Here is a 17,847-nt window from a genome sequence, read left to right on the forward strand (position 1 = left end):
GTTGGCTGCGAAGAAAAAACCCGCACCCAGGCGCGGCGCCAGCCGCCACCAACCCGCCGCCAAGCAGCCGATCCCTGGGTGGGTATGGCTGGCGGTCGGGCTGACCGTGGGCGCGTTCATCGTCTTTTTGATGAAACTCGAACCCGGCGGCGGCGGCGACATCAAGCGCACCAAGCCAGACCAGCAGAAGGCCGACCGCGTCACCGAGGCGAGCAAGAGCACCGCGCCTGCGGTACAGCAACCGATCAAGCCCAAGTACGACTTCTACACCTTGCTGCCTGAATCGGAAGTCATCGTGCCGCCCGAGGCGGTGCCGGAGAAGACGCCACCGGTCCCCGTGGTGCCGACCACACCGGTAACCCCGGCAGAAGCGGCAAAGATCGACACCGCCCGCGCCCAGGCCGCGCTACAGGGGCAAACCCCGCCACCGGCACCACCGGTGATCAAGCCGGCCGCCACCACGCAGTTCTTCTTGCAGGCAGGCTCGTTCCGCAAGCAGGCCGATGCCGACAAGGTACGCGCGCAGATCATCCTGCTCGGCCAGGCGGTCAAGGTAGAGTCGGGGACGGTCAAGGAAGAGACCTGGTACCGGGTCATGGTCGGGCCGTTCAGCAACCGTGAACAGCTGACCGTGGCGCAGAAGCAACTGTCCGGGGCAGGTTTCAGCAACCTGCTGCTGCAACAGCGCCGGCAGTAACCGAAAAGGCCTTGCCGCCAGCGTGCGACAAGGCCTTTTTTGATGGCTTCGGGTCAGGCCCTGCGCCGTTCGGCGTTAACCTGCGAAACCTGGCTGTTGAGCGTCCAGAAGTCATACAGCACGCCCAGCAGGAACAGCCCGCCGGTAAAGAAGTAGACCAGCGCACTGATCCATTTGCCTTGGTACAAACGGTGCGCGCCGAAAATCCCCAGGAACGTCAAAAACAGCCATGCCAGGTTGTAATCGACGCTGCCTGACTGAAAGCGCATATCTGCTTCGCGGTCCATCGACGGAATCAGAAACAGGTCGATCAGCCAGCCGATGCCCAGAAGGCCCAGGGTGAAGAACCAGATCGTCCCGGTGATCGGTTTGCCATAGTAAAAGCGGTGGGCCCCGGTGAAGCCGAAGATCCACAGCAGGTAGCCGAGCACCTTGCTGTGGGTGTCGTTCACCGCCCCGTTTGGTGGATAACCATTCATTCCAAGCCCTCATGGGTTAGGTGAAAATTTTCTAACGGAAAATGTGACTTTTCTGTTTCTACCCGACATATGGTACGTGCTGAATCGACCAGCGGACCGAAGTTTGAGCAAAAAGCTGTTATAAAGTTGCGCGCCAACACCTATAAGAGCTTCAACATGCCGCCTTTCATCAAGCCATGGCTGACCCTCTGCCTTCTTTTACCGCTGGCGGCCCATGCCACCAATCGTGAGCAACGTCTGCCCAGCGGGTTCACCGGTTACACCTCAAACGCCGAAGCCACGGTAAAACGTGCCCCGGTGCACTACCGCAGCAGCGCCAGCGTGCGCGCCCGGCCCAATAACGCCGCGCGCCAGCAGGGCCTGCAAGCGGTGGCCATGTCGCCCAAGCAGAGCAGCGAAGTGCTCAGCCGTGCAGTCAATGTACTGGGCACGCCCTACCGCTGGGGTGGCAGCAGCCCGAAAAAGGGTTTCGACTGCAGCGGCCTGGTCAAGTATGCGTTCAACGACGTGGCCGACATCGACCTGCCGCGCACCTCCAATGCCATGGCCGAGGGCCAGGGTGTCAAAGTGCAGCGCGGCGAGCTCAAGCCGGGCGACCTGATCTTCTTCAACATCAAAAGCCGTCGGGTGAACCACGTTGCCATCTACCTGGGTAACGACCGCTTCATCCATGCGCCGCGCACCGGCAAACGGGTAAGCATCGACAACCTCAGCAAGCCTTACTGGCAGAAGCACTACGTGGTCGCCAAGCGGGTATTGCCCAAAGAGCAACAGGCCCTGCGCCTGGCCAAGCGCTGATACTGCAGCAACATCCTGCCTTACGCAGCCTCGTGTAGGAGCGGCCTTGTGTCGCGAAAGGGCTGCGTAGCGGCCCCAGGATTTTGGCATCACACACAATTGCTGGGGCCGCTACGCAGCCCTTTCGCGACACAAGGCCGCTCCTACAGCATCCCGTGTCGCTTGTGGTTGTGGTCAGCAATCAAACCCTGCGCCTGCAACGCCTGCATCGCCCCCTCCAGGGTACGCATGCCCTGCGCCGCACCAGCCTGCATGATCGACGGCAACTGCGCCATGCGCCCTTCGCGGATCAGGTTGCGCACCGCAGGCGTCGCCACCAGCACTTCGCGCGCTGCCACTCGCCCACCCCCTTTGCGCCGCACCAGCACCTGGGCCACCACCACGCGCAGCGACTCGGCAAGCATCGCCCGCACCAGTGGCTTTTCCTCAGCGGCAAACACATCCACCAGCCGGTCGACGCAGCTCGCTGCCGAGCGCGTATGCACCGTGGCCAGCACCAGATGCCCGGTCTCGGCGGCGCGCAGTGCCAGGCGGATACTCTCAAGGTCGCGCAGCTCGCCAATCATGATGACATCCGGGTCCTGGCGCAGCGCACTGCGCAGGCCTTGGGCGAAGTCGCGGCTGTGCACCCCGACCTCGCGCTGGCTGACCAGGCCCAACTGGCTGCTGTGGATAAACTCGATGGGGTCTTCAAGGGTGACGATGTGCAATGGCTGCTCGCGGTTCAGCCGCCCGAGCAGTGCCGCCAAGGTACTGGACTTGCCGCTGCCCGTGGCGCCAGCCACCAGCACCAGGCCGTCGCGGCATTGCGCAATGCCCTGAAATACATCGCCTAGCCCCAAATGGTCGACATCAGGCACCTGCGTCGCGATTACCCGAGCGCTCAGCGCCGGGCCGCTGCGCTGGCGGTACAGGTTCAGGCGAAAACGCCCAAGTGCCGGCAGGCTCAAGGCCAGGTCCAGCTCATCGCCAGCCCCCCAGCGCTCCCGCTGGGCCGCATCGAGCAGGCCGGTGAGCGCCCGCTCCAGGGCATCGGCTGGCACAGCCGGGCAGGCCAGGCGTTGCAGCTCGCCGTCAACGCGCAGCAGCGGGCTCTCACCGGCTGCCAAGTGCAAGTCGCTGGCCCCGGCCAACACGGCCCGGCGCAACAAGTCAGTCACATCCATGAGACTCCCCAACGGCCATCAAGCAGGTAGAATGCCGCAGACTCCAACACCGGCGGCGACGATCCATGTCCACCCTAGCAGACAACATTAGCGCCATTAACGCCCGCATCCACGCTGCAGCGATGGCTTCAGGCCGTGACCCGGCTGCCGTGCAATTGCTGGCTGTCAGCAAGACCAAGCCCGCCGCCGCGATCCGCGAGGCCTACACCTCGGGCCTGGCCGATTTTGGCGAGAACTACCTGCAGGAAGCCCTGACAAAACAACAGGAACTGTCTGACCTGCCCTTGATCTGGCACTTCATCGGCCCCATCCAATCGAACAAGACCAAGGCCATCGCCGAGCACTTCGATTGGGTACATTCCGTGGACCGCCTGAAAATCGCCCAGCGCCTCAGCGAACAACGCCCGGCCGGCCTGCCCGCGCTCAATGTGTGCTTGCAGGTGAACGTCAGCGGCGAGGCGAGCAAATCCGGCTGTGCCCCCGCCGACCTGCCAGCCCTGGCCGCAGCCGTCAGCGCCCTGCCTGGCCTGCGCCTGCGCGGGCTGATGGCAATCCCGGAGCCCACCGAGGTGCGCGCCGAGCAAGAGGCGGCGTTTGCCACCCTGGCGCAGTTGCAGGCCCAGTTGGGCCTGGGCCTGGACACCCTGTCGATGGGCATGAGCCATGACCTTGAAGCCGCCATCGCCCAAGGGGCGACCTGGGTGCGTATCGGCACCGCCCTGTTCGGTGCGCGCGATTACGGCCAGCCCTGAATCCATGCTTAACTCACGCTTTCGCACAAGGACCTGACATGAGCAAGACTCGTATTGCCTTTATCGGCGCCGGCAACATGGCCGCCAGCCTGATCGGCGGCCTGCGCGCCCAGGGCCTGGATGCCGCGCACATTCGCGCAAGCGACCCGGGCGCCGAAACCCGCAGCCGCATCAAGGCCGAACACGGCATCGAAACCTTCGAGCACAACGCCGAGGCTATCGAGGGCGCCGACGTCATCGTGCTGGCGGTCAAGCCGCAGGTGATGAAAGCGGTTTGCGAAACCCTCAAGCCCAGCCTCAAGGCCGGCCAGCTGGTCGTGTCGATTGCCGCCGGCATCACCTGCGCCAGCCTGCAAGCCTGGCTTGGCAACATTGCGGTAGTGCGCTGCATGCCTAACACCCCGTCGCTGCTGCGCCAAGGCGCCAGCGGCCTGTACGCCACCGAGCAGGTGTCTGCCGAACAACGCCAGCAGGCCGAGCAGTTGCTGTCGGCCGTGGGCACGGCGCTGTGGCTTGAGCAAGAACAGCAACTCGATGCCGTGACCGCCGTTTCCGGCAGTGGCCCGGCGTATTTCTTCCTGTTGATCGAAGCCATGACCGCTGCCGGCGAAAAACTCGGCCTGCCGCGCGAAACCGCCTCGCAACTGACCCTGCAAACCGCCTTGGGCGCCGCGCACATGGCGGTGGCCAGCGACGTCGACGCCGCCGAACTTCGCCGCCGCGTCACCTCGCCTGCCGGCACCACGGAAGCGGCGATCAAGTCGTTCCAGGCCAGCGGTTTCGAGGCCATCGTCGAACAAGCACTGCAAGCCGCCGCCCAGCGTTCCGCCGAACTCGCCGAACAATTGGGCAAATAAGGAGCCGTTGAATGAATGCACTGTCAGGCGCTGCGATTTTCGTGGTGCAAACCCTGGTCAGCCTGTACCTGGTGATTGTCCTGCTGCGCTTTGTGTTGCAACTGGTCAAGGCCGACTTCTACAACCCACTCAGCCAGTTCGCCGTGCGCGCCACCCAGCCGCTGCTCAAGCCGCTGCGCCGCATAGTGCCGAGCATTGCCGGCCTGGATACCTCCTCGCTGCTGCTGGCGATCATCATCCAGGCGCTGCTGATGGCCTTCGTGCTGATGGTCACCTACGGCACCTTCGGTGATGTGCTGCATTTGCTGATGTGGGCGATCCTTGGCATTACCTCGCTGTTCCTGAAAATCTTCTGGGTGGCGATGATCGTCATGGTGATCGTCTCGTGGGTTGCGCCCAACAGCCACAACCCCGCCGCCGAGCTGGCCAACCAGATTGCAGAGCCGGTACTGGCGCCGTTCCGCCGCCTGGTGCCGAACCTGGGCGGCATGGATATTTCGCCGATCTTCGCCTTTATCGCCATCCAGGTGATCCAGTCGTTCATCATGCCTGCCCTGGCCGCCTATGCCGGCATGCCACAAGAGCTGTGGCGGATGATCTAAGCCGCACGGCCCCTGTGGCAAGCCATTGCTTGCCGCAGGGGGTAGCGCTCTTTAGACTTACGCCTCCGTCAAGCGTGAGCAGGGTCGATGTCCACAGTCTTTCCCGAAGATTCCGTCGGTCTGGTAACCCCCCAGATCGCCCGGTTCGATGAACCGTTGGCCCTGGCCTGTGGCCGCTCGCTGGCCTCGTACGAACTCATCTACGAAACCTACGGCCAGCTCAATGCCAGCGCCAGCAACGCCGTGCTCATCTGCCACGCACTGTCTGGCCACCATCACGCTGCCGGCTACCACGCAGCCACCGACCGCAAGCCGGGCTGGTGGGACAGCTGCATCGGGCCCGGCAAGCCGATCGACACCAATCGCTTCTTCGTGGTCAGCCTTAACAACCTCGGCGGCTGCAACGGCAGCACCGGCCCCAGCAGCATCAACCCGGCAACCGGCAAGCCCTACGGGGCGGACTTCCCGGTACTGACCGTGGAAGACTGGGTGCACAGCCAGGCGCGCCTGGCCGACCGCCTGGGCATCCATACTTGGGCCGCCATCGTTGGCGGCAGCCTGGGCGGCATGCAGGCGCTGCAATGGGCCATCACCTACCCGGACCGCGTGCGCCACTGCGTCGACATCGCCTCGGCGCCCAAGCTGTCGGCGCAGAACATCGCCTTCAACGAAGTGGCGCGCCAGGCCATCCTCACCGACCCTGAATTCCATGGTGGCTCGTTCCAGGACCAAGGCGTGATCCCCAAGCGCGGCCTGATGCTGGCGCGCATGGTCGGGCATATCACCTACCTGTCGGATGACTCGATGGGCGAGAAATTCGGCCGCGAACTCAAGAGCGACAAGCTCAACTACGACTTCCACAGCGTGGAGTTCCAGGTCGAGAGCTACCTGCGTTATCAGGGCGAGGAGTTTTCCGGGCGTTTCGACGCCAACACGTACCTGCTGATGACCAAGGCGCTGGACTACTTCGACCCGGCCGCAGCCCACGGCGGCGACCTGGCGGCCACCCTGGCCGGGGTCACGGCAAACTTCTGCATCATGTCGTTCACCACCGACTGGCGCTTCTCGCCGGCCCGTTCGCGGGAGATCGTCGATGCGCTGATGGCCGCGCGCAAGAATGTCTGCTACCTGGACATCGACTCGCCGTATGGCCACGACGCCTTCCTGATCCCGACGCCTCGCTACATGCAGGGTTTCTCCAACTACATGAACCGCATCGCCCTCTGAGGACCGCATGAGAGCCGACCTGGAAATCATCCACGACTGGATCCCCGCCGGCAGCCGGGTACTCGACCTTGGCTGCGGCAACGGCGAACTGCTGGCCTCGCTGCGTGATCGCAAGAACGTCACCGGCTACGGCCTGGAAATCGACGCCGACAACATCGCCGACTGCGTAGCCCGCGGCGTCAACGTCATCGAGCAGGACCTCGACAAAGGCCTGGGCAACTTCGCCAGCAACAGCTTCGATGTGGTGGTCATGACCCAGGCGCTGCAGGCCGTGGAATACCCCGACCGCATCCTCGACGAAATGCTGCGCGTGGGCCGACAGTGCATCATTACCTTCCCCAACTTTGGCCACTGGCGCTGCCGCTGGTACCTGGCGACCAAAGGGCGCATGCCGGTGTCGGACTTCATGCCGTACACCTGGTACAACACGCCGAACATTCACTTCTGCACCTTCGAAGACTTCGAGAACCTGTGCCGCGCACGCAACGCCAAGGTGCTCGACCGGCTGGCCGTAGACCACCTGCACCGTAATGGGCTGGGCGGCCGGCTTTGGCCTAATCTTCTAGGGGAAATCGGTATCTATCGGGTCAGCAGTCCGGGCTTGCAGGAGCATCAGCTCGCAGTCTGACCGTCATCCAACGGAGAAATGGCATGATGCGTCGCCTAGCAGTAGCCCTGTTCAGTCTGTGCCTGGCCTTGCCGGCCATGGCAGCCGATGCCGCCAGGCCCGAGCGCAAGGAAGTGTTTGGCGATGTGACGGTGCATTACAACGCCTTCAGCTCAAGCATGTTGCAGCCGCAAATCGCCACCAACGTGGGCGTCCAACGCAGCAAGAACCAGGGCGTGCTCAACATTGCCGTGCTCAAGGCCGGCAAACCGGCCATGGCGGTCGTCAGTGGCACCGTCAAGGACCTCACCGGGCGCAGCAGCCCGCTGTCGTTCAGGCAGGTCAGCGACGGTGGCGCGGTGGGCTATATCGCCCAGTTCAAGATCGAACAGCCCGAAACGCTGGTCTTCGACCTGAATGTCGAAACCGGCGGGGTCAGCCATAAACTCAGCTTCAGTCAGGAAGTCTTCCCAGGGCAATGATGAACCTTACCCAACTCGTGCTGGCCAGCCACAACGCCGGCAAGCTCAAGGAACTGCAGGCCATGCTCGGCGAGGCCGTGCAACTGCGCTCGATTGGCGAGTTCAGCCAGGTCGAGCCGGAAGAAACCGGCCTTTCGTTTGTCGAGAACGCCATCCTGAAGGCGCGCAACGCGGCGCGCATTTCCGGCCTGCCGGCACTGGCCGACGATTCGGGCCTGGCCGTGGATTACCTGGGCGGCGCCCCCGGTATCTACTCCGCGCGCTATGCCGACGGCAAGGGCGATGCGGCCAACAACGCCAAGCTGCTCGAAGCGCTCAAGGACGTGCCGCAGGAGCAACGTGGCGCGCAGTTCGTCTGCGTGCTTGCGCTGGTGCGCCATGCCGATGACCCGCTGCCGATTCTGTGCGAAGGCCTGTGGCACGGCAGCATCCTGTTCGCCGCCAGCGGCGAGCATGGCTTCGGCTACGACCCGCTGTTCTGGGTGCCGGAGCGCAACTGTTCAAGCGCGGACCTGGCCCCTGTCGACAAGAACCAGCTCAGCCACCGCGCCCGCGCCATGGCCCTGCTGCGTCAACGCCTGGGCCTGGCATGACCGTCACGCCGTCCACGCAGCCTGCCGGGCTGGTCCTTGCCGAGCTGCCGCCGCTGTCGCTGTATATCCATATTCCCTGGTGCGTGCGCAAGTGCCCGTACTGCGACTTCAACTCGCACCAGGCCGGCCCGACGCTGCCCGAAGACGCCTACATCGATGCCCTGCTCGCCGACCTCGACCAGGAGCAGGCCGCGGTTCAGGGCCGCAGCATCAGCACGATCTTCTTTGGCGGCGGCACCCCGAGCCTGTTCAGCGCCGATGCCCTGGGCCGGCTGCTGCGCGGGGTCGAGCAGCGCATACCGTTCGCTGCCGATATCGAAATTACCCTTGAGGCCAACCCCGGCACCTTCGAGCAGGACAAGTTCAAGGCCTACCGGCAGACGGGTATCAACCGCCTGTCCATCGGCATCCAGAGCTTCCAGCCGGCCAAGCTGGAAAAGCTCGGGCGCATCCACAACGGTGACGAGGCCATTCGCGCCGCTGGCATGGCCCGTGCGGCGGGGTTCGACAACTTCAACCTCGACCTGATGCACGGCCTGCCCGACCAGTCGCTGGACGATGCCCTGGGCGACCTGCGCCAGGCCATCGAGCTTGGCCCGACGCACCTGTCGTGGTACCAGCTGACCCTGGAGCCGAACACAGTGTTCTGGAGCCAGCCCCCGGAGCTGCCTGAAGACGACATCCTGTGGGACATTCAGGAAGCCGGGCAAACGCTGATGGCCGAGCACGGCTACCGCCAGTACGAAGTGTCGGCCTACGCGCTGGCCGGGCGCGCCGCCCGGCATAACCTCAATTACTGGCAGTTTGGCGACTTTATCGGCATTGGTGCCGGCGCCCACGGCAAGCTGTCGTTCCCCGACGGGCGCATTCTGCGCACCTGGAAGACGCGCCTGCCCAAGGATTACCTGAACCCGGGCAAACCCTTCAAGGCCGGTGAAAAGCTGCTGCCCGCCGAGGAGCTGCCGTTCGAGTTCCTGATGAACGCGCTGCGCCTGAGCGATGGCGTGCCTGCCGAGCTGTTTACCGCGCGCACCGGGCTGCCGCTGGCGCAACTGGCCCAAGCCCGCCGTGACGCCGAACAAAAGGGCCTTTTGCAGGTCGAACCGGATCGTCTGGCGGCCACCCCGCGCGGGCAGCTGTTCCTCAACGACCTGCTGCAGTACTTCTTGAATTAAGGATGACCCATGGACCTGGTGCTTGACCTGCTCTCGACCGTTTCCCGCTGGAGCCGCAGCAACCTGTCGGAAATTTCGCTGGCCTTGGTAGGCTGCCTGCTGGTGCTGTTCGGCACCGATATCAAAGCCTGGGTCGAAGGGCGCCTGGGCGGCCTGGCCGGCGCCTTGCGCGTGCCGTTCATGGCATTGCTGGTGATGATCGGCAGCGGCGCGGCACTGATCTATGCAACGCCGTGGGTGGTGCGCGGGCTGAGCCAGTTCAACAACTATGCGCTGGCACCGGTGCTGCTGGTGGTGCTTGTGTTGATCGGCGTAGTGGCTGACCGGCGCGGGTAAACCGCAGCATTGCGGGTTGGACCCAATCCTGTGGAAAATTGTGGCGAGCGGGCTTGTCCCGCGTTGGGCTGCGCAGCAGCCCTGAAAACCCAAGGGCTGCTGCGCAGCCCAACGCGGGACAAGCCCGCTCGCCACGATGGAGCTCGCCACAAGGAGATATGTCTGGCGAGAGCAGGCTTGTACAAAACCATAGAATCCCCCACAGGGCTACGCCCTTCATCAACCTCGCGGCCTGACGCGGGCTCTGTGGGAGCTGGCGCTAGCCTGCGATGAGGCCCGTGCAGACTGACCTCAACCCCAGCACCCAATGGACCTTGCTCAGTCCACCTTCTCGAACTTCAAATCCCACACACCATGCCCAAGGCGCTCACCGCGGCGCTCGAACTTGGTGACCGGGCGCTCTTCAGGGCGCGGCACGTAGGTGCCATCGGCGGCCTGGTTGCGGTAACCGGGCGCTGCGCTCATCACTTCGAGCATGTATTCGGCATACGGCTCCCAGTCGGTCGCCATGTGGAACACACCGCCGACCTTCAGCTTGCTACGCACCAGCTCGGCAAAACCCGCCTGCACGATGCGGCGCTTGTGATGGCGCGCCTTGTGCCATGGGTCTGGGAAGAACAGCATCAGCCGGTCAAGGCTGTTGTCAGCCACGCAGCGGTTGAGCACCTCGATGGCATCGCAGTCGTACACACGCAGGTTTTTCAGGCCTTCGGTGAGCACACCGTTAAGTAGCGCGCCGACACCTGGGCGGTGCACTTCGACGCCAATGAAATCCAGCTCCGGCGAAGCCGCTGCCATTTCCAGCAGCGAATGGCCCATGCCGAAGCCAATCTCCAGGGTGCGCGGCGCCGAGCGGCCGAACACCTGGTCGAAGTCCACGGGGCTGTCGGCCAGCGGCAGGATGAACTGCGGGCCGCCTTGGTCGAGGCCGCGTTGCTGGCCTTCGGTCATGCGCCCGGCGCGCATCACGAAGCTCTTGATGCGGCGGTGCGGGCGTTCTTCGCCGTCAGCGGTAATCGGCGTTTCTTGCGAGTCAGTCATCGGGGGCTCTTACTTGATCAGACCTTCCAGCGGCGAGGACGCGCTGGCATAGAGTTTCTTCGGCATGCGCCCGGCCAGGTATGCCATGCGCCCTGCCAGAATGGCGTGTTTCATCGCCTCGGCCATCATCACCGGCTGCTGGGCGTGGGCGATTGCCGAGTTCATCAGCACCGCCTCACAGCCCATTTCCATGGCGATGGTCGCATCGGAGGCAGTACCGACGCCTGCGTCGACCAGCACCGGGACCTTGGATTCTTCGAGGATGATCTGCAGGTTGTACGGGTTGCAGATGCCAAGGCCGGTGCCGATCAGGCCGGCCAGCGGCATGACCGCGATACAGCCGGCTTCGGCCAGCTGTCGGGCGATGATCGGGTCATCGCTGGTGTAGACCATCACATCGAAACCTTCCTTGACCAGCACTTCGGCAGCCTTGAGGGTCTCGATCACGTTGGGGAACAGGGTTTTCTGGTCGGCCAGCACTTCCAGTTTGACCAGCGTGCGCGTCTCGTGGGACTTGCGCCCATCGAGCAGTTCACGGGCCAGACGGCAGGTGCGTACCGCCTCGACCGCATCGAAGCAGCCAGCGGTGTTGGGCAGGATGGTGTACTTGTCAGGCGACAACACATCGAGCAGGTTCGGCTCGCCGGCATTCTGGCCCAGGTTGGTGCGGCGCACGGCAACGGTGACGATCTGCGAACCCGAGGCTTCGGTGGCCAGGCGGGTTTCTTCCATGTCACGGTACTTGCCGGTGCCGACCAGCAGGCGCGACTGGAAAGTACGCCCGGCCAGGATGAAAGGCTTGTCGCTGCGAACGTTGCTCATCGTTGTTCCTCGGTAAAGGTTACGGGGCTTGCAGGTGAATTGCGGCGCTGGGCTTAACCGCCGCCGATGGCGTGAACCACTTCGACCTGGTCGCCTTCGCTCAACAGCGTGCTTTCGTGCTGGCTGCGCGGCACGATATCCAGGTTCAGTTCTACCGCCACCCGACGGCCAGCCAGCTCAAGCCGGCCCAGCAGGGCTGCAACGCTTTCGCCTGCGGGCAGTTCGTAGGGCTCACCGTTCAATTGAATGCGCATGCGCACGGCCACCATTGTGCTTTGGGGCACGCATTCTAGCCCCGATCCGCCCTGCAACCCAAGGGCGGGCGGCGCCATTAGTCGCGATTGTGGACTGCCTGGTCAGCCCAAGCGCCAGGCGGCCAGCCCCAGGCACAGCCAGCCACCCAGGAAGCACAGGCCGCCGAGCGGGGTGATGATGCCGAGCTTGCTCACGCCGGTCAGGGTGAGCAGGTACAGGCTGCCGGAGAACAGCACGATGCCGACCGCAAACATCACCCCCGCCCAGCCCACCAGGCGGCCCGGCAAGTGCGCGGCCAGCACCGCGACGCCGAAGATCGCCAGGGCATGCACCAGTTGGTAGGTCACACCAGTATGGAAAATCGCCAGGTAGTCGGCGCTCAGGCGGTTTTTCAGGCCATGGGCGGCAAACGCGCCAAGGGCCACGCCGGTGAAGCCGAAGAACGCGGCAAGCATCAGGAAGCTGCGAAGCATGGGACGACTCCTCGAAACGGGTCTGTATAATGGCCCGTTCCATCGGTCGGGCCAAGCCATCACCATGTTGTCATCTATTCTGCGTCGCCTCACCCGCGCCCTGCTGTGGTTCGCTGCCGGCAGCATCGCCGTGGTCCTGGTGCTGCGCTGGGTGCCGCCGCCGGGCACCGCGCTGATGGTCGAGCGCAAGGTGCAGTCGTGGGTCAGCGGCGAGCCGATCGACCTGCAGCGCGACTGGACGCCCTGGGCGCAGATTTCCGATGAGCTCAAGGTGGCGGTGATTGCCGGCGAAGACCAGAAGTTCGCCAGCCACTGGGGGTTCGATGTTCCGGCCATCCAGGCGGCGCTGGCCTACAACGAGCGTGGCGGCAAGGTGCGTGGCGCCAGCACCCTGACCCAACAGGTGGCCAAGAACCTGTTCCTGTGGTCTGGGCGCAGTTGGCTGCGCAAGGGCCTGGAAGCCTGGTTCACGGCGCTGATCGAGCTGCTCTGGCCCAAGGAGCGGATTCTTGAGGTGTACTTGAACAGCGCCGAGTGGGGCAAAGGCGTGTTCGGCGCGCAGGCTGCGGCGCGCTATCACTTTGGTGTCGATGCCAGCCGCCTGAACCGCCAGCAGGCCGCACAGCTGGCGGCGGTGCTGCCAAGCCCGATCAAGTGGAGCGCCAGCCGCCCCAGCGCCTACGTGGCAAGCCGCGCCGGGTGGATTCGCCGGCAGATGAGCCAGCTTGGCGGGCCGAGCTACCTGATGCAGCTGGACCATTCGCGCTAGGGCCCTGTTCGGGCCAAGCCCGCTCACAGCCATGGGGGAGCACATTTATGCGCAGGCCTATACCGACCTCATCGCAGGCTTGCGCCAGCTCCCACAAAGATCGTGCTCAACCGCAACATTGCTGGTTGGACCCAATCCTGTGGAAATGATTGATACTTGTGGCGAGCGGGCTTGCCCCGCGTTGGGCTGCGCAGCAGCCCCTTGAGTTTTCAGGGCTGCTGCGCAGCCCAACGCGGGACAAGCCCGCTCACCACAACTGTCTATCGTTTCCCATAGGATTGGGTCCAACCAGCAATGTTGCGGTTGCGCATGGCCTCTGTGGGAGCTGGCGACAGCCTGCGATGGCCTGCAACGCAGGCCCCATTGAAAAAGCCGCTGTCTCTTGCAAGAGCAGCGGCTTTTTCGTACAGCCCCGGCCGATCACACAGTGATCAGTGCCTTGACCTTGTTCATCGCGTTCTTTTCCAACTGGCGAATACGCTCAGCCGACACGCTGTACTTCTCAGCCAGCTCGTGCAGCGTGGCTTTTTCTTCGGCCAACCAGCGCTGGTAGAGGATATCGCGGCTGCGATCATCCAGGCCTTGCAGGGCTTCGTGCAGGTTGCTGGTGGAGTTGTCGCTCCAATCGGCGTCCTCAAGCTGCATGGCCGGGTCGTAGCGGTGGTCTTCAAGGTAATGCGCAGGCGACTGGAACGCGCTGTCGTCGTCGGCTTCTGCTGCCGGGTCGAAGGCCATGTCATGGCCGCTGAGGCGGCTTTCCATCTCGCGCACTTCGCGCGGCTCGACACCCAGGCTCTCGGCGACACGATGTACTTCATCGTTGTTCAGCCAGGCCAGGCGTTTTTTCTGGCTGCGCAGGTTGAAGAACAGCTTGCGCTGGGCCTTGGTGGTAGCGACCTTGACGATGCGCCAGTTGCGCAGGATGAACTCGTGAATTTCAGCCTTGATCCAGTGCACGGCAAACGACACCAGACGCACACCCATTTCCGGGTTGAAGCGTTTGACGGCCTTCATCAGCCCCACATTGCCTTCCTGGATCAGGTCGGCCTGGGCCAGCCCGTAGCCTGCGTAGCTACGCGCGATATGGACGACGAACCGCAGGTGAGCCAACACCATTTGCCGAGCGGCTTCAACATCCTGCTCGTAATAGAGACGCTCGCCCAGTTCACGCTCCTGCTCGACCGTCAGCAGCGGAATGCTGTTGACCGTGTGCACATAGGCTTCCAGGTTTGCACCGGGCACCAAGGCATAGGCAGGTTGCAACGAAGTGGTCATTCAAGTACCTCCGACTCACTGGACTCGTGCCTTGTGGGCACTGCCAGCATAGACCCGGAACCACTGGACAAGTTCCGATGAAAAAAAGTCAATACTGGCTAAAAAACATTATCGCGGGGCCAGCTCGTTCAGGTGGCGGGCCACCGCGATCCATGCACCGATATACCCTAACAGTACCGCACTGATCAAGAGCGACAGACCATCGGACGGCGGCACGCCGCCCAGGGCGAAGTCGCTGCCGTACAGCCCGGACAGCTCGACGACCGCGCCGTTGAGCCAGTTCAGGCCGAACGCCAGGATGCCCCAGGCCAACACACCAGCGCCAAGGCCGTAGAACGCGCCCATATAGAGGAACGGCCGGCGCACATAGGCGTCGGTGCCACCCACCAGCTTGATCACCTCGATCTCGACGCGGCGGTTCTCGATATGTAGACGAATCGTGTTACCAATTACTAACAGCAAGGCAGAAACCAGCATCACCGCGAGGCCGAAGACAAAGCGGTCCCCCAGCTTGAGGATGGCCGCCAGCCGCTCGACCCAGACCAGGTCCAGCTGCGCCGCCTCGACCCGTGGCAGTTCCGCCAGGCGCTGGCGCAAGGCCTCCAGGGCGGGCTTGTCGACTTCGGTCGGGGTCACCACCACAACGCCTGGCAGCGGGTTGTCCGGCAGCTCGCGCAGCGCCTCGCCCAGCCCCGACTGCTGCTGGAACTCCTGCAGCGCCTGCTCGCGGCTGATGAACTGCGCCTCGGCAACCCCAGGCATGTCCTTGATCTCGTCGCGCAAGGCCTCGCCATCGGCACTGCTGGCATCGAGCTTGAGATACAACGAAATCTGCGCCGCGCGCTGCCACGAGCCGCCGAGTTTCTCGACGTTCTTGAGCAGCAGCGACAGGCCCATAGGCATGCTCAAGGCAACGGCCATCACCAGGCAGGTGAAGAAACTGCCAATCGGCTGTTTGCCCAGGCGCCGCAGGCTGTCAACCAGGCTGGCCCGGTGGCTTTCCAGCCACGCGTGCAGCAGCGTGCGGAAGTCCGGGCCGTCGTCGTCATGGTCGCCGCGCTTCTTTTTTGCAGGCTGCGGGTCGGCGGCCTTGGGCGCTACGCGCTCGGCTACCTTGGATGAACGTGTATTCATTGCCCGGCCTCCCCATCGCCGATCAAGCGGCCGCGTTGCAGCGTCAGCATGCGGTGGCGCATGCGCGCGATCAGCGCCAGGTCGTGGCTGGCGATCAATACCGTGGTGCCCAGCCGGTTGATGTCTTCGAACACACCCATGATCTCTGCAGCCAGACGCGGGTCAAGGTTACCGGTAGGTTCGTCGGCCAGCAGCAAGGCCGGCTGGTGGACGATGGCGCGGGCAATACCCACGCGCTGTTGCTGGCCGGTGGACAGGTCGGCTGGGAACAGCTCACCCTTGTCGCTCAGCGACACCCGCTCCAGCGCCGAGTCCACACGCTTGGCGATCTCGGCCTTGGACAGGCCGAGAATCTGCAGCGGCAGGGCAATGTTGTTGAACACCGTGCGGTCGAACAGCAACTGGTGGTTCTGGAACACCACGCCGATCTGCCGACGCAAAAAAGGTATCTGCGCGTTGCTGATCTGGCCGAGGTCCTGCCCCGCCAACAGCAGTTTGCCGCTGGTCGGGCGTTCCATGGCCAGCAACAGGCGCAGCAAGGTGCTCTTGCCGGCGCCGGAGTGGCCAGTGACGAACAGGAACTCGCCACGGCGAGCGCGGAAGCTCAGCTCGTGCAGGCCGACATGGCCGTTGGGGTAGCGCTTGGCGACCTGTTCGAATCGGATCATGCAGGGTCTCGCTCGGCGAACAGCGCCTTGACGAAGGGTTCGGCCTCGAAGGTGCGCAGGTCGTCGATACCCTCGCCCACACCGATGAAGCGAATCGGGATGTTGAACTGCTTGGCCAGGGCGAAGATCACCCCGCCTTTGGCGGTGCCGTCGAGCTTGGTCAAGGCCAGGCCTGTCAGTTCAACGCTCTGGTTGAAGTACTTGGCCTGGCTGATGGCGTTCTGCCCGGTGCCGGCGTCGAGCACCAGCAGCACTTCGTGGGGTGCGTCGGCGTCGAGCTTGCCGATGACCCGGCGCACTTTCTTGAGCTCTTCCATCAGGTTGTCTTTGGTGTGCAGGCGCCCGGCGGTATCGGCGATCAGCACATCGACGTTACGCGCCTTGGCAGCCTGCACGGCGTCGAAGATCACCGAGGCGGAATCGGCGCCTGTGTGCTGGGCAATGACCGGGATCTGGTTACGCTCGCCCCACACCTGCAACTGCTCCACGGCAGCGGCGCGGAAGGTGTCGCCAGCCGCCAGCATGACTTTCTTGCCTTCAAGCTGCAGCTTCTTGGCCATCTTGCCGATGGTGGTGGTCTTGCCGGCGCCGTTCACGCCAACCACGAGAATCACGTAGGGCTTGCTTTGCGATTCGATTTTCAGCGGCTGCTCGACCGGGCGCAGCAGCGCGGCCAGTTCGTCCTGCAGCGACTGGTACAGCGCGTCGGCATCGGCCAACTGCTTGCGGGCGACTTTCTGGGTGAGGTTCTGCACGATCAGCGAGGTGGCCTCGACACCCACGTCGGCGGTCAACAGGCGGGTCTCGATTTCATCGAGCAGGTCATCGTCGATGACTTTTTTGCCCAGGAACAGGCTGGCCATGCCCTCGCCGATGCTCGCGCTGGTCTTCGACAGGCCTTGCTTGAGGCGTGCGAAAAAGCCCGGCTTGGCCGGTTCAGCAGCAGTTGGCTCGGCAGCAGGGGCTGCAACCTCGGCAGGCACCTCGGCTACCCGCGGCGCCGGCTCAGGAGCAGGCTCGGCCTCGGGCGCTGTCACTACCTCAGGGGCGGGACGCTCCGGGATAGCGGGTGGCGGCGTGGGTTCGAGGTCCGGCACCAGGGCAACCGGCTCTTCGGCAACTGGCAGTACCAGGTTGCTGACCGGCGCCTCAGGCGCGTGGACGGGTGCAGCAGGCACCACCGGCTCGACCACCGCAGCCGGCTCAGGCTCAGGCTCAGGCTCAGGCTCAGGCAGCGGCTGCGGTTCGGCCAGCGGCAGCACCTCAGGCAGCGGCTCAGCCTGCGGCGCAGGCGCCTCGGCCACGGGCGTTGGCGGCTCAACCACAGCGGGCTGTTCAACAGCCGCAACAGGCTCTACAGCCGGCGCGGTGTCGGTTTGTGGCTGTTCGGCGACAGGGTGTTCCGGCTTCTTGCGGAACCAGCTGAACAGGCCTTTCTTTTCGCCAGCCGGGGCCGGCGCTTTTTTGTCGTCGTTGGAACCAAACATGGAAGACGGCTATCTCAGGGTAGCGATGCGCCAGCAGTGGCGTATCGGGAATTCTCGACTCACGCAGAACAGACTATTTTTGTATCCGGCTGGTTCACGCGCAACGTTTTGTCGTAAGGACCTGGGGGCCAGAACGGCGACAGGCATGGTCG

22 protein-coding genes are annotated in these 17,847 nt (G+C 63.9%); 12 read left to right on the forward strand and 10 right to left on the reverse strand.

Annotation, left to right across the window (positions count from 1 at the left end):
- Position 1: 1 nt before the first annotated feature.
- A complete protein-coding gene (locus HU719_RS10555; protein ID WP_186518928.1) occupies positions 2-697 on the forward strand; it encodes an SPOR domain-containing protein in 696 nt (231 codons plus the stop codon).
- 53 nt (positions 698-750) lie between these two features.
- On the opposite strand, the gene HU719_RS10560 is transcribed toward HU719_RS10555, so the two are convergent.
- Positions 751-1,176, reverse strand: a complete 426-nt coding sequence (locus tag HU719_RS10560) for an NINE protein (protein WP_186536740.1) — start codon at positions 1,174-1,176, stop codon at positions 751-753.
- A 156-nt stretch (positions 1,177-1,332) separates the two neighbouring features.
- Here HU719_RS10560 and HU719_RS10565 point away from each other — a divergent pair, with 156 nt between their 5' ends.
- Complete coding sequence (locus HU719_RS10565) at positions 1,333-1,974, forward strand: C40 family peptidase (protein WP_186518924.1); 642 nt, start codon at positions 1,333-1,335, stop codon at positions 1,972-1,974.
- A 143-nt stretch (positions 1,975-2,117) separates the two neighbouring features.
- Here HU719_RS10565 and HU719_RS10570 read toward each other — a convergent pair whose 3' ends face one another.
- Complete coding sequence (locus tag HU719_RS10570; RefSeq protein WP_186536741.1) at positions 2,118-3,140, reverse strand: type IV pilus twitching motility protein PilT; 1,023 nt, start codon at positions 3,138-3,140, stop codon at positions 2,118-2,120.
- A gap of 65 nt (positions 3,141-3,205) precedes the next feature.
- On the opposite strand from HU719_RS10570, the gene HU719_RS10575 reads away from it, so the two are divergent.
- From HU719_RS10575 to HU719_RS10615, 9 genes are all read left to right on the forward strand, one after another.
- Positions 3,206-3,892: a YggS family pyridoxal phosphate-dependent enzyme gene (locus HU719_RS10575; protein ID WP_186536742.1), complete on the forward strand. Its 687-nt coding sequence runs from the start codon at positions 3,206-3,208 to the stop codon at positions 3,890-3,892.
- A 38-nt stretch (positions 3,893-3,930) separates the two neighbouring features.
- Complete coding sequence (gene proC, locus HU719_RS10580) at positions 3,931-4,749, forward strand: pyrroline-5-carboxylate reductase (protein WP_186518918.1); 819 nt, start codon at positions 3,931-3,933, stop codon at positions 4,747-4,749.
- A gap of 11 nt (positions 4,750-4,760) precedes the next feature.
- On the forward strand, positions 4,761-5,351 hold the full coding sequence (locus HU719_RS10585) for a YggT family protein (RefSeq protein WP_186518916.1): 591 nt from the start codon (positions 4,761-4,763) through the stop codon (positions 5,349-5,351).
- 87 nt (positions 5,352-5,438) lie between these two features.
- The gene (gene metX / locus HU719_RS10590) at positions 5,439-6,578 is read left to right on the forward strand and encodes a homoserine O-succinyltransferase MetX (RefSeq protein WP_186518914.1); all 1,140 of its coding nucleotides are present in this window, start codon (positions 5,439-5,441) and stop codon (positions 6,576-6,578) included.
- A 7-nt stretch (positions 6,579-6,585) separates the two neighbouring features.
- Entirely contained in the window at positions 6,586-7,206 is a 621-nt protein-coding gene (gene metW, locus HU719_RS10595) for a methionine biosynthesis protein MetW (protein WP_186518912.1), read from the forward strand.
- A 26-nt stretch (positions 7,207-7,232) separates the two neighbouring features.
- On the forward strand, positions 7,233-7,667 hold the full coding sequence (locus HU719_RS10600) for a DUF4426 domain-containing protein (RefSeq protein WP_186518942.1): 435 nt from the start codon (positions 7,233-7,235) through the stop codon (positions 7,665-7,667).
- On the forward strand, positions 7,664-8,260 hold the full coding sequence (rdgB, locus tag HU719_RS10605) for an RdgB/HAM1 family non-canonical purine NTP pyrophosphatase (RefSeq protein WP_186518910.1): 597 nt from the start codon (positions 7,664-7,666) through the stop codon (positions 8,258-8,260). Before HU719_RS10600 ends, rdgB begins: the two co-directional genes overlap by 4 nt.
- The gene (hemW, locus tag HU719_RS10610) at positions 8,257-9,435 is read left to right on the forward strand and encodes a radical SAM family heme chaperone HemW (protein WP_186518908.1); all 1,179 of its coding nucleotides are present in this window, start codon (positions 8,257-8,259) and stop codon (positions 9,433-9,435) included. The genes rdgB and hemW overlap by 4 nt, the downstream gene beginning before the upstream one ends.
- 9 nt (positions 9,436-9,444) lie before the next feature.
- Positions 9,445-9,771 carry a DUF3392 family protein gene (locus HU719_RS10615; protein ID WP_186518906.1) on the forward strand — a complete coding sequence of 109 codons (327 nt, stop codon included), beginning with the start codon at positions 9,445-9,447 and terminating at the stop codon, positions 9,769-9,771.
- Positions 9,772-10,089: 318 nt separating this feature from the next.
- Here the strand turns inward: HU719_RS10615 and trmB are convergent, their stop codons facing one another.
- From trmB to HU719_RS10635, 4 genes are all read right to left on the reverse strand, one after another.
- A complete protein-coding gene (gene trmB, locus HU719_RS10620; protein WP_186518904.1) occupies positions 10,090-10,812 on the reverse strand; it encodes a tRNA (guanosine(46)-N7)-methyltransferase TrmB in 723 nt (240 codons plus the stop codon).
- Positions 10,813-10,821: 9 nt separating this feature from the next.
- Positions 10,822-11,634 carry a thiazole synthase gene (locus HU719_RS10625; protein WP_186536743.1) on the reverse strand — a complete coding sequence of 271 codons (813 nt, stop codon included), beginning with the start codon at positions 11,632-11,634 and terminating at the stop codon, positions 10,822-10,824.
- A gap of 53 nt (positions 11,635-11,687) precedes the next feature.
- Positions 11,688-11,888, reverse strand: coding sequence for a sulfur carrier protein ThiS (gene thiS, locus HU719_RS10630; protein ID WP_166885687.1), 201 nt, complete (start codon positions 11,886-11,888; stop codon positions 11,688-11,690).
- 102 nt (positions 11,889-11,990) lie between these two features.
- The gene (locus HU719_RS10635; protein ID WP_186518900.1) at positions 11,991-12,362 is read right to left on the reverse strand and encodes a DUF423 domain-containing protein; all 372 of its coding nucleotides are present in this window, start codon (positions 12,360-12,362) and stop codon (positions 11,991-11,993) included.
- Between the two features lie 64 nt (positions 12,363-12,426).
- Here HU719_RS10635 and mtgA point away from each other — a divergent pair, with 64 nt between their 5' ends.
- Positions 12,427-13,131, forward strand: a complete 705-nt coding sequence (mtgA, locus tag HU719_RS10640) for a monofunctional biosynthetic peptidoglycan transglycosylase (protein ID WP_186536744.1) — start codon at positions 12,427-12,429, stop codon at positions 13,129-13,131.
- 420 nt (positions 13,132-13,551) lie between these two features.
- Here the strand turns inward: mtgA and rpoH are convergent, their stop codons facing one another.
- The 4 genes from rpoH to ftsY all read right to left on the reverse strand — a co-directional run bounded on the left by rpoH (position 13,552) and on the right by ftsY (position 17,695).
- Complete coding sequence (rpoH, locus tag HU719_RS10645) at positions 13,552-14,406, reverse strand: RNA polymerase sigma factor RpoH (RefSeq protein ID WP_186536745.1); 855 nt, start codon at positions 14,404-14,406, stop codon at positions 13,552-13,554.
- Between the two features lie 108 nt (positions 14,407-14,514).
- On the reverse strand, positions 14,515-15,540 hold the full coding sequence (gene ftsX, locus HU719_RS10650) for a permease-like cell division protein FtsX (RefSeq protein WP_186536746.1): 1,026 nt from the start codon (positions 15,538-15,540) through the stop codon (positions 14,515-14,517).
- A complete protein-coding gene (gene ftsE / locus HU719_RS10655; RefSeq protein ID WP_011531723.1) occupies positions 15,537-16,208 on the reverse strand; it encodes a cell division ATP-binding protein FtsE in 672 nt (223 codons plus the stop codon). Before ftsE ends, ftsX begins: the two co-directional genes overlap by 4 nt.
- Positions 16,205-17,695: a signal recognition particle-docking protein FtsY gene (gene ftsY, locus HU719_RS10660; RefSeq protein WP_186536747.1), complete on the reverse strand. Its 1,491-nt coding sequence runs from the start codon at positions 17,693-17,695 to the stop codon at positions 16,205-16,207. Before ftsY ends, ftsE begins: the two co-directional genes overlap by 4 nt.
- Positions 17,696-17,847: the final 152 nt, after the last annotated feature.

This window comes from Pseudomonas farsensis, from assembly GCF_014268805.2.
Taxonomy (GTDB): domain Bacteria; phylum Pseudomonadota; class Gammaproteobacteria; order Pseudomonadales; family Pseudomonadaceae; genus Aquipseudomonas; species Aquipseudomonas farsensis.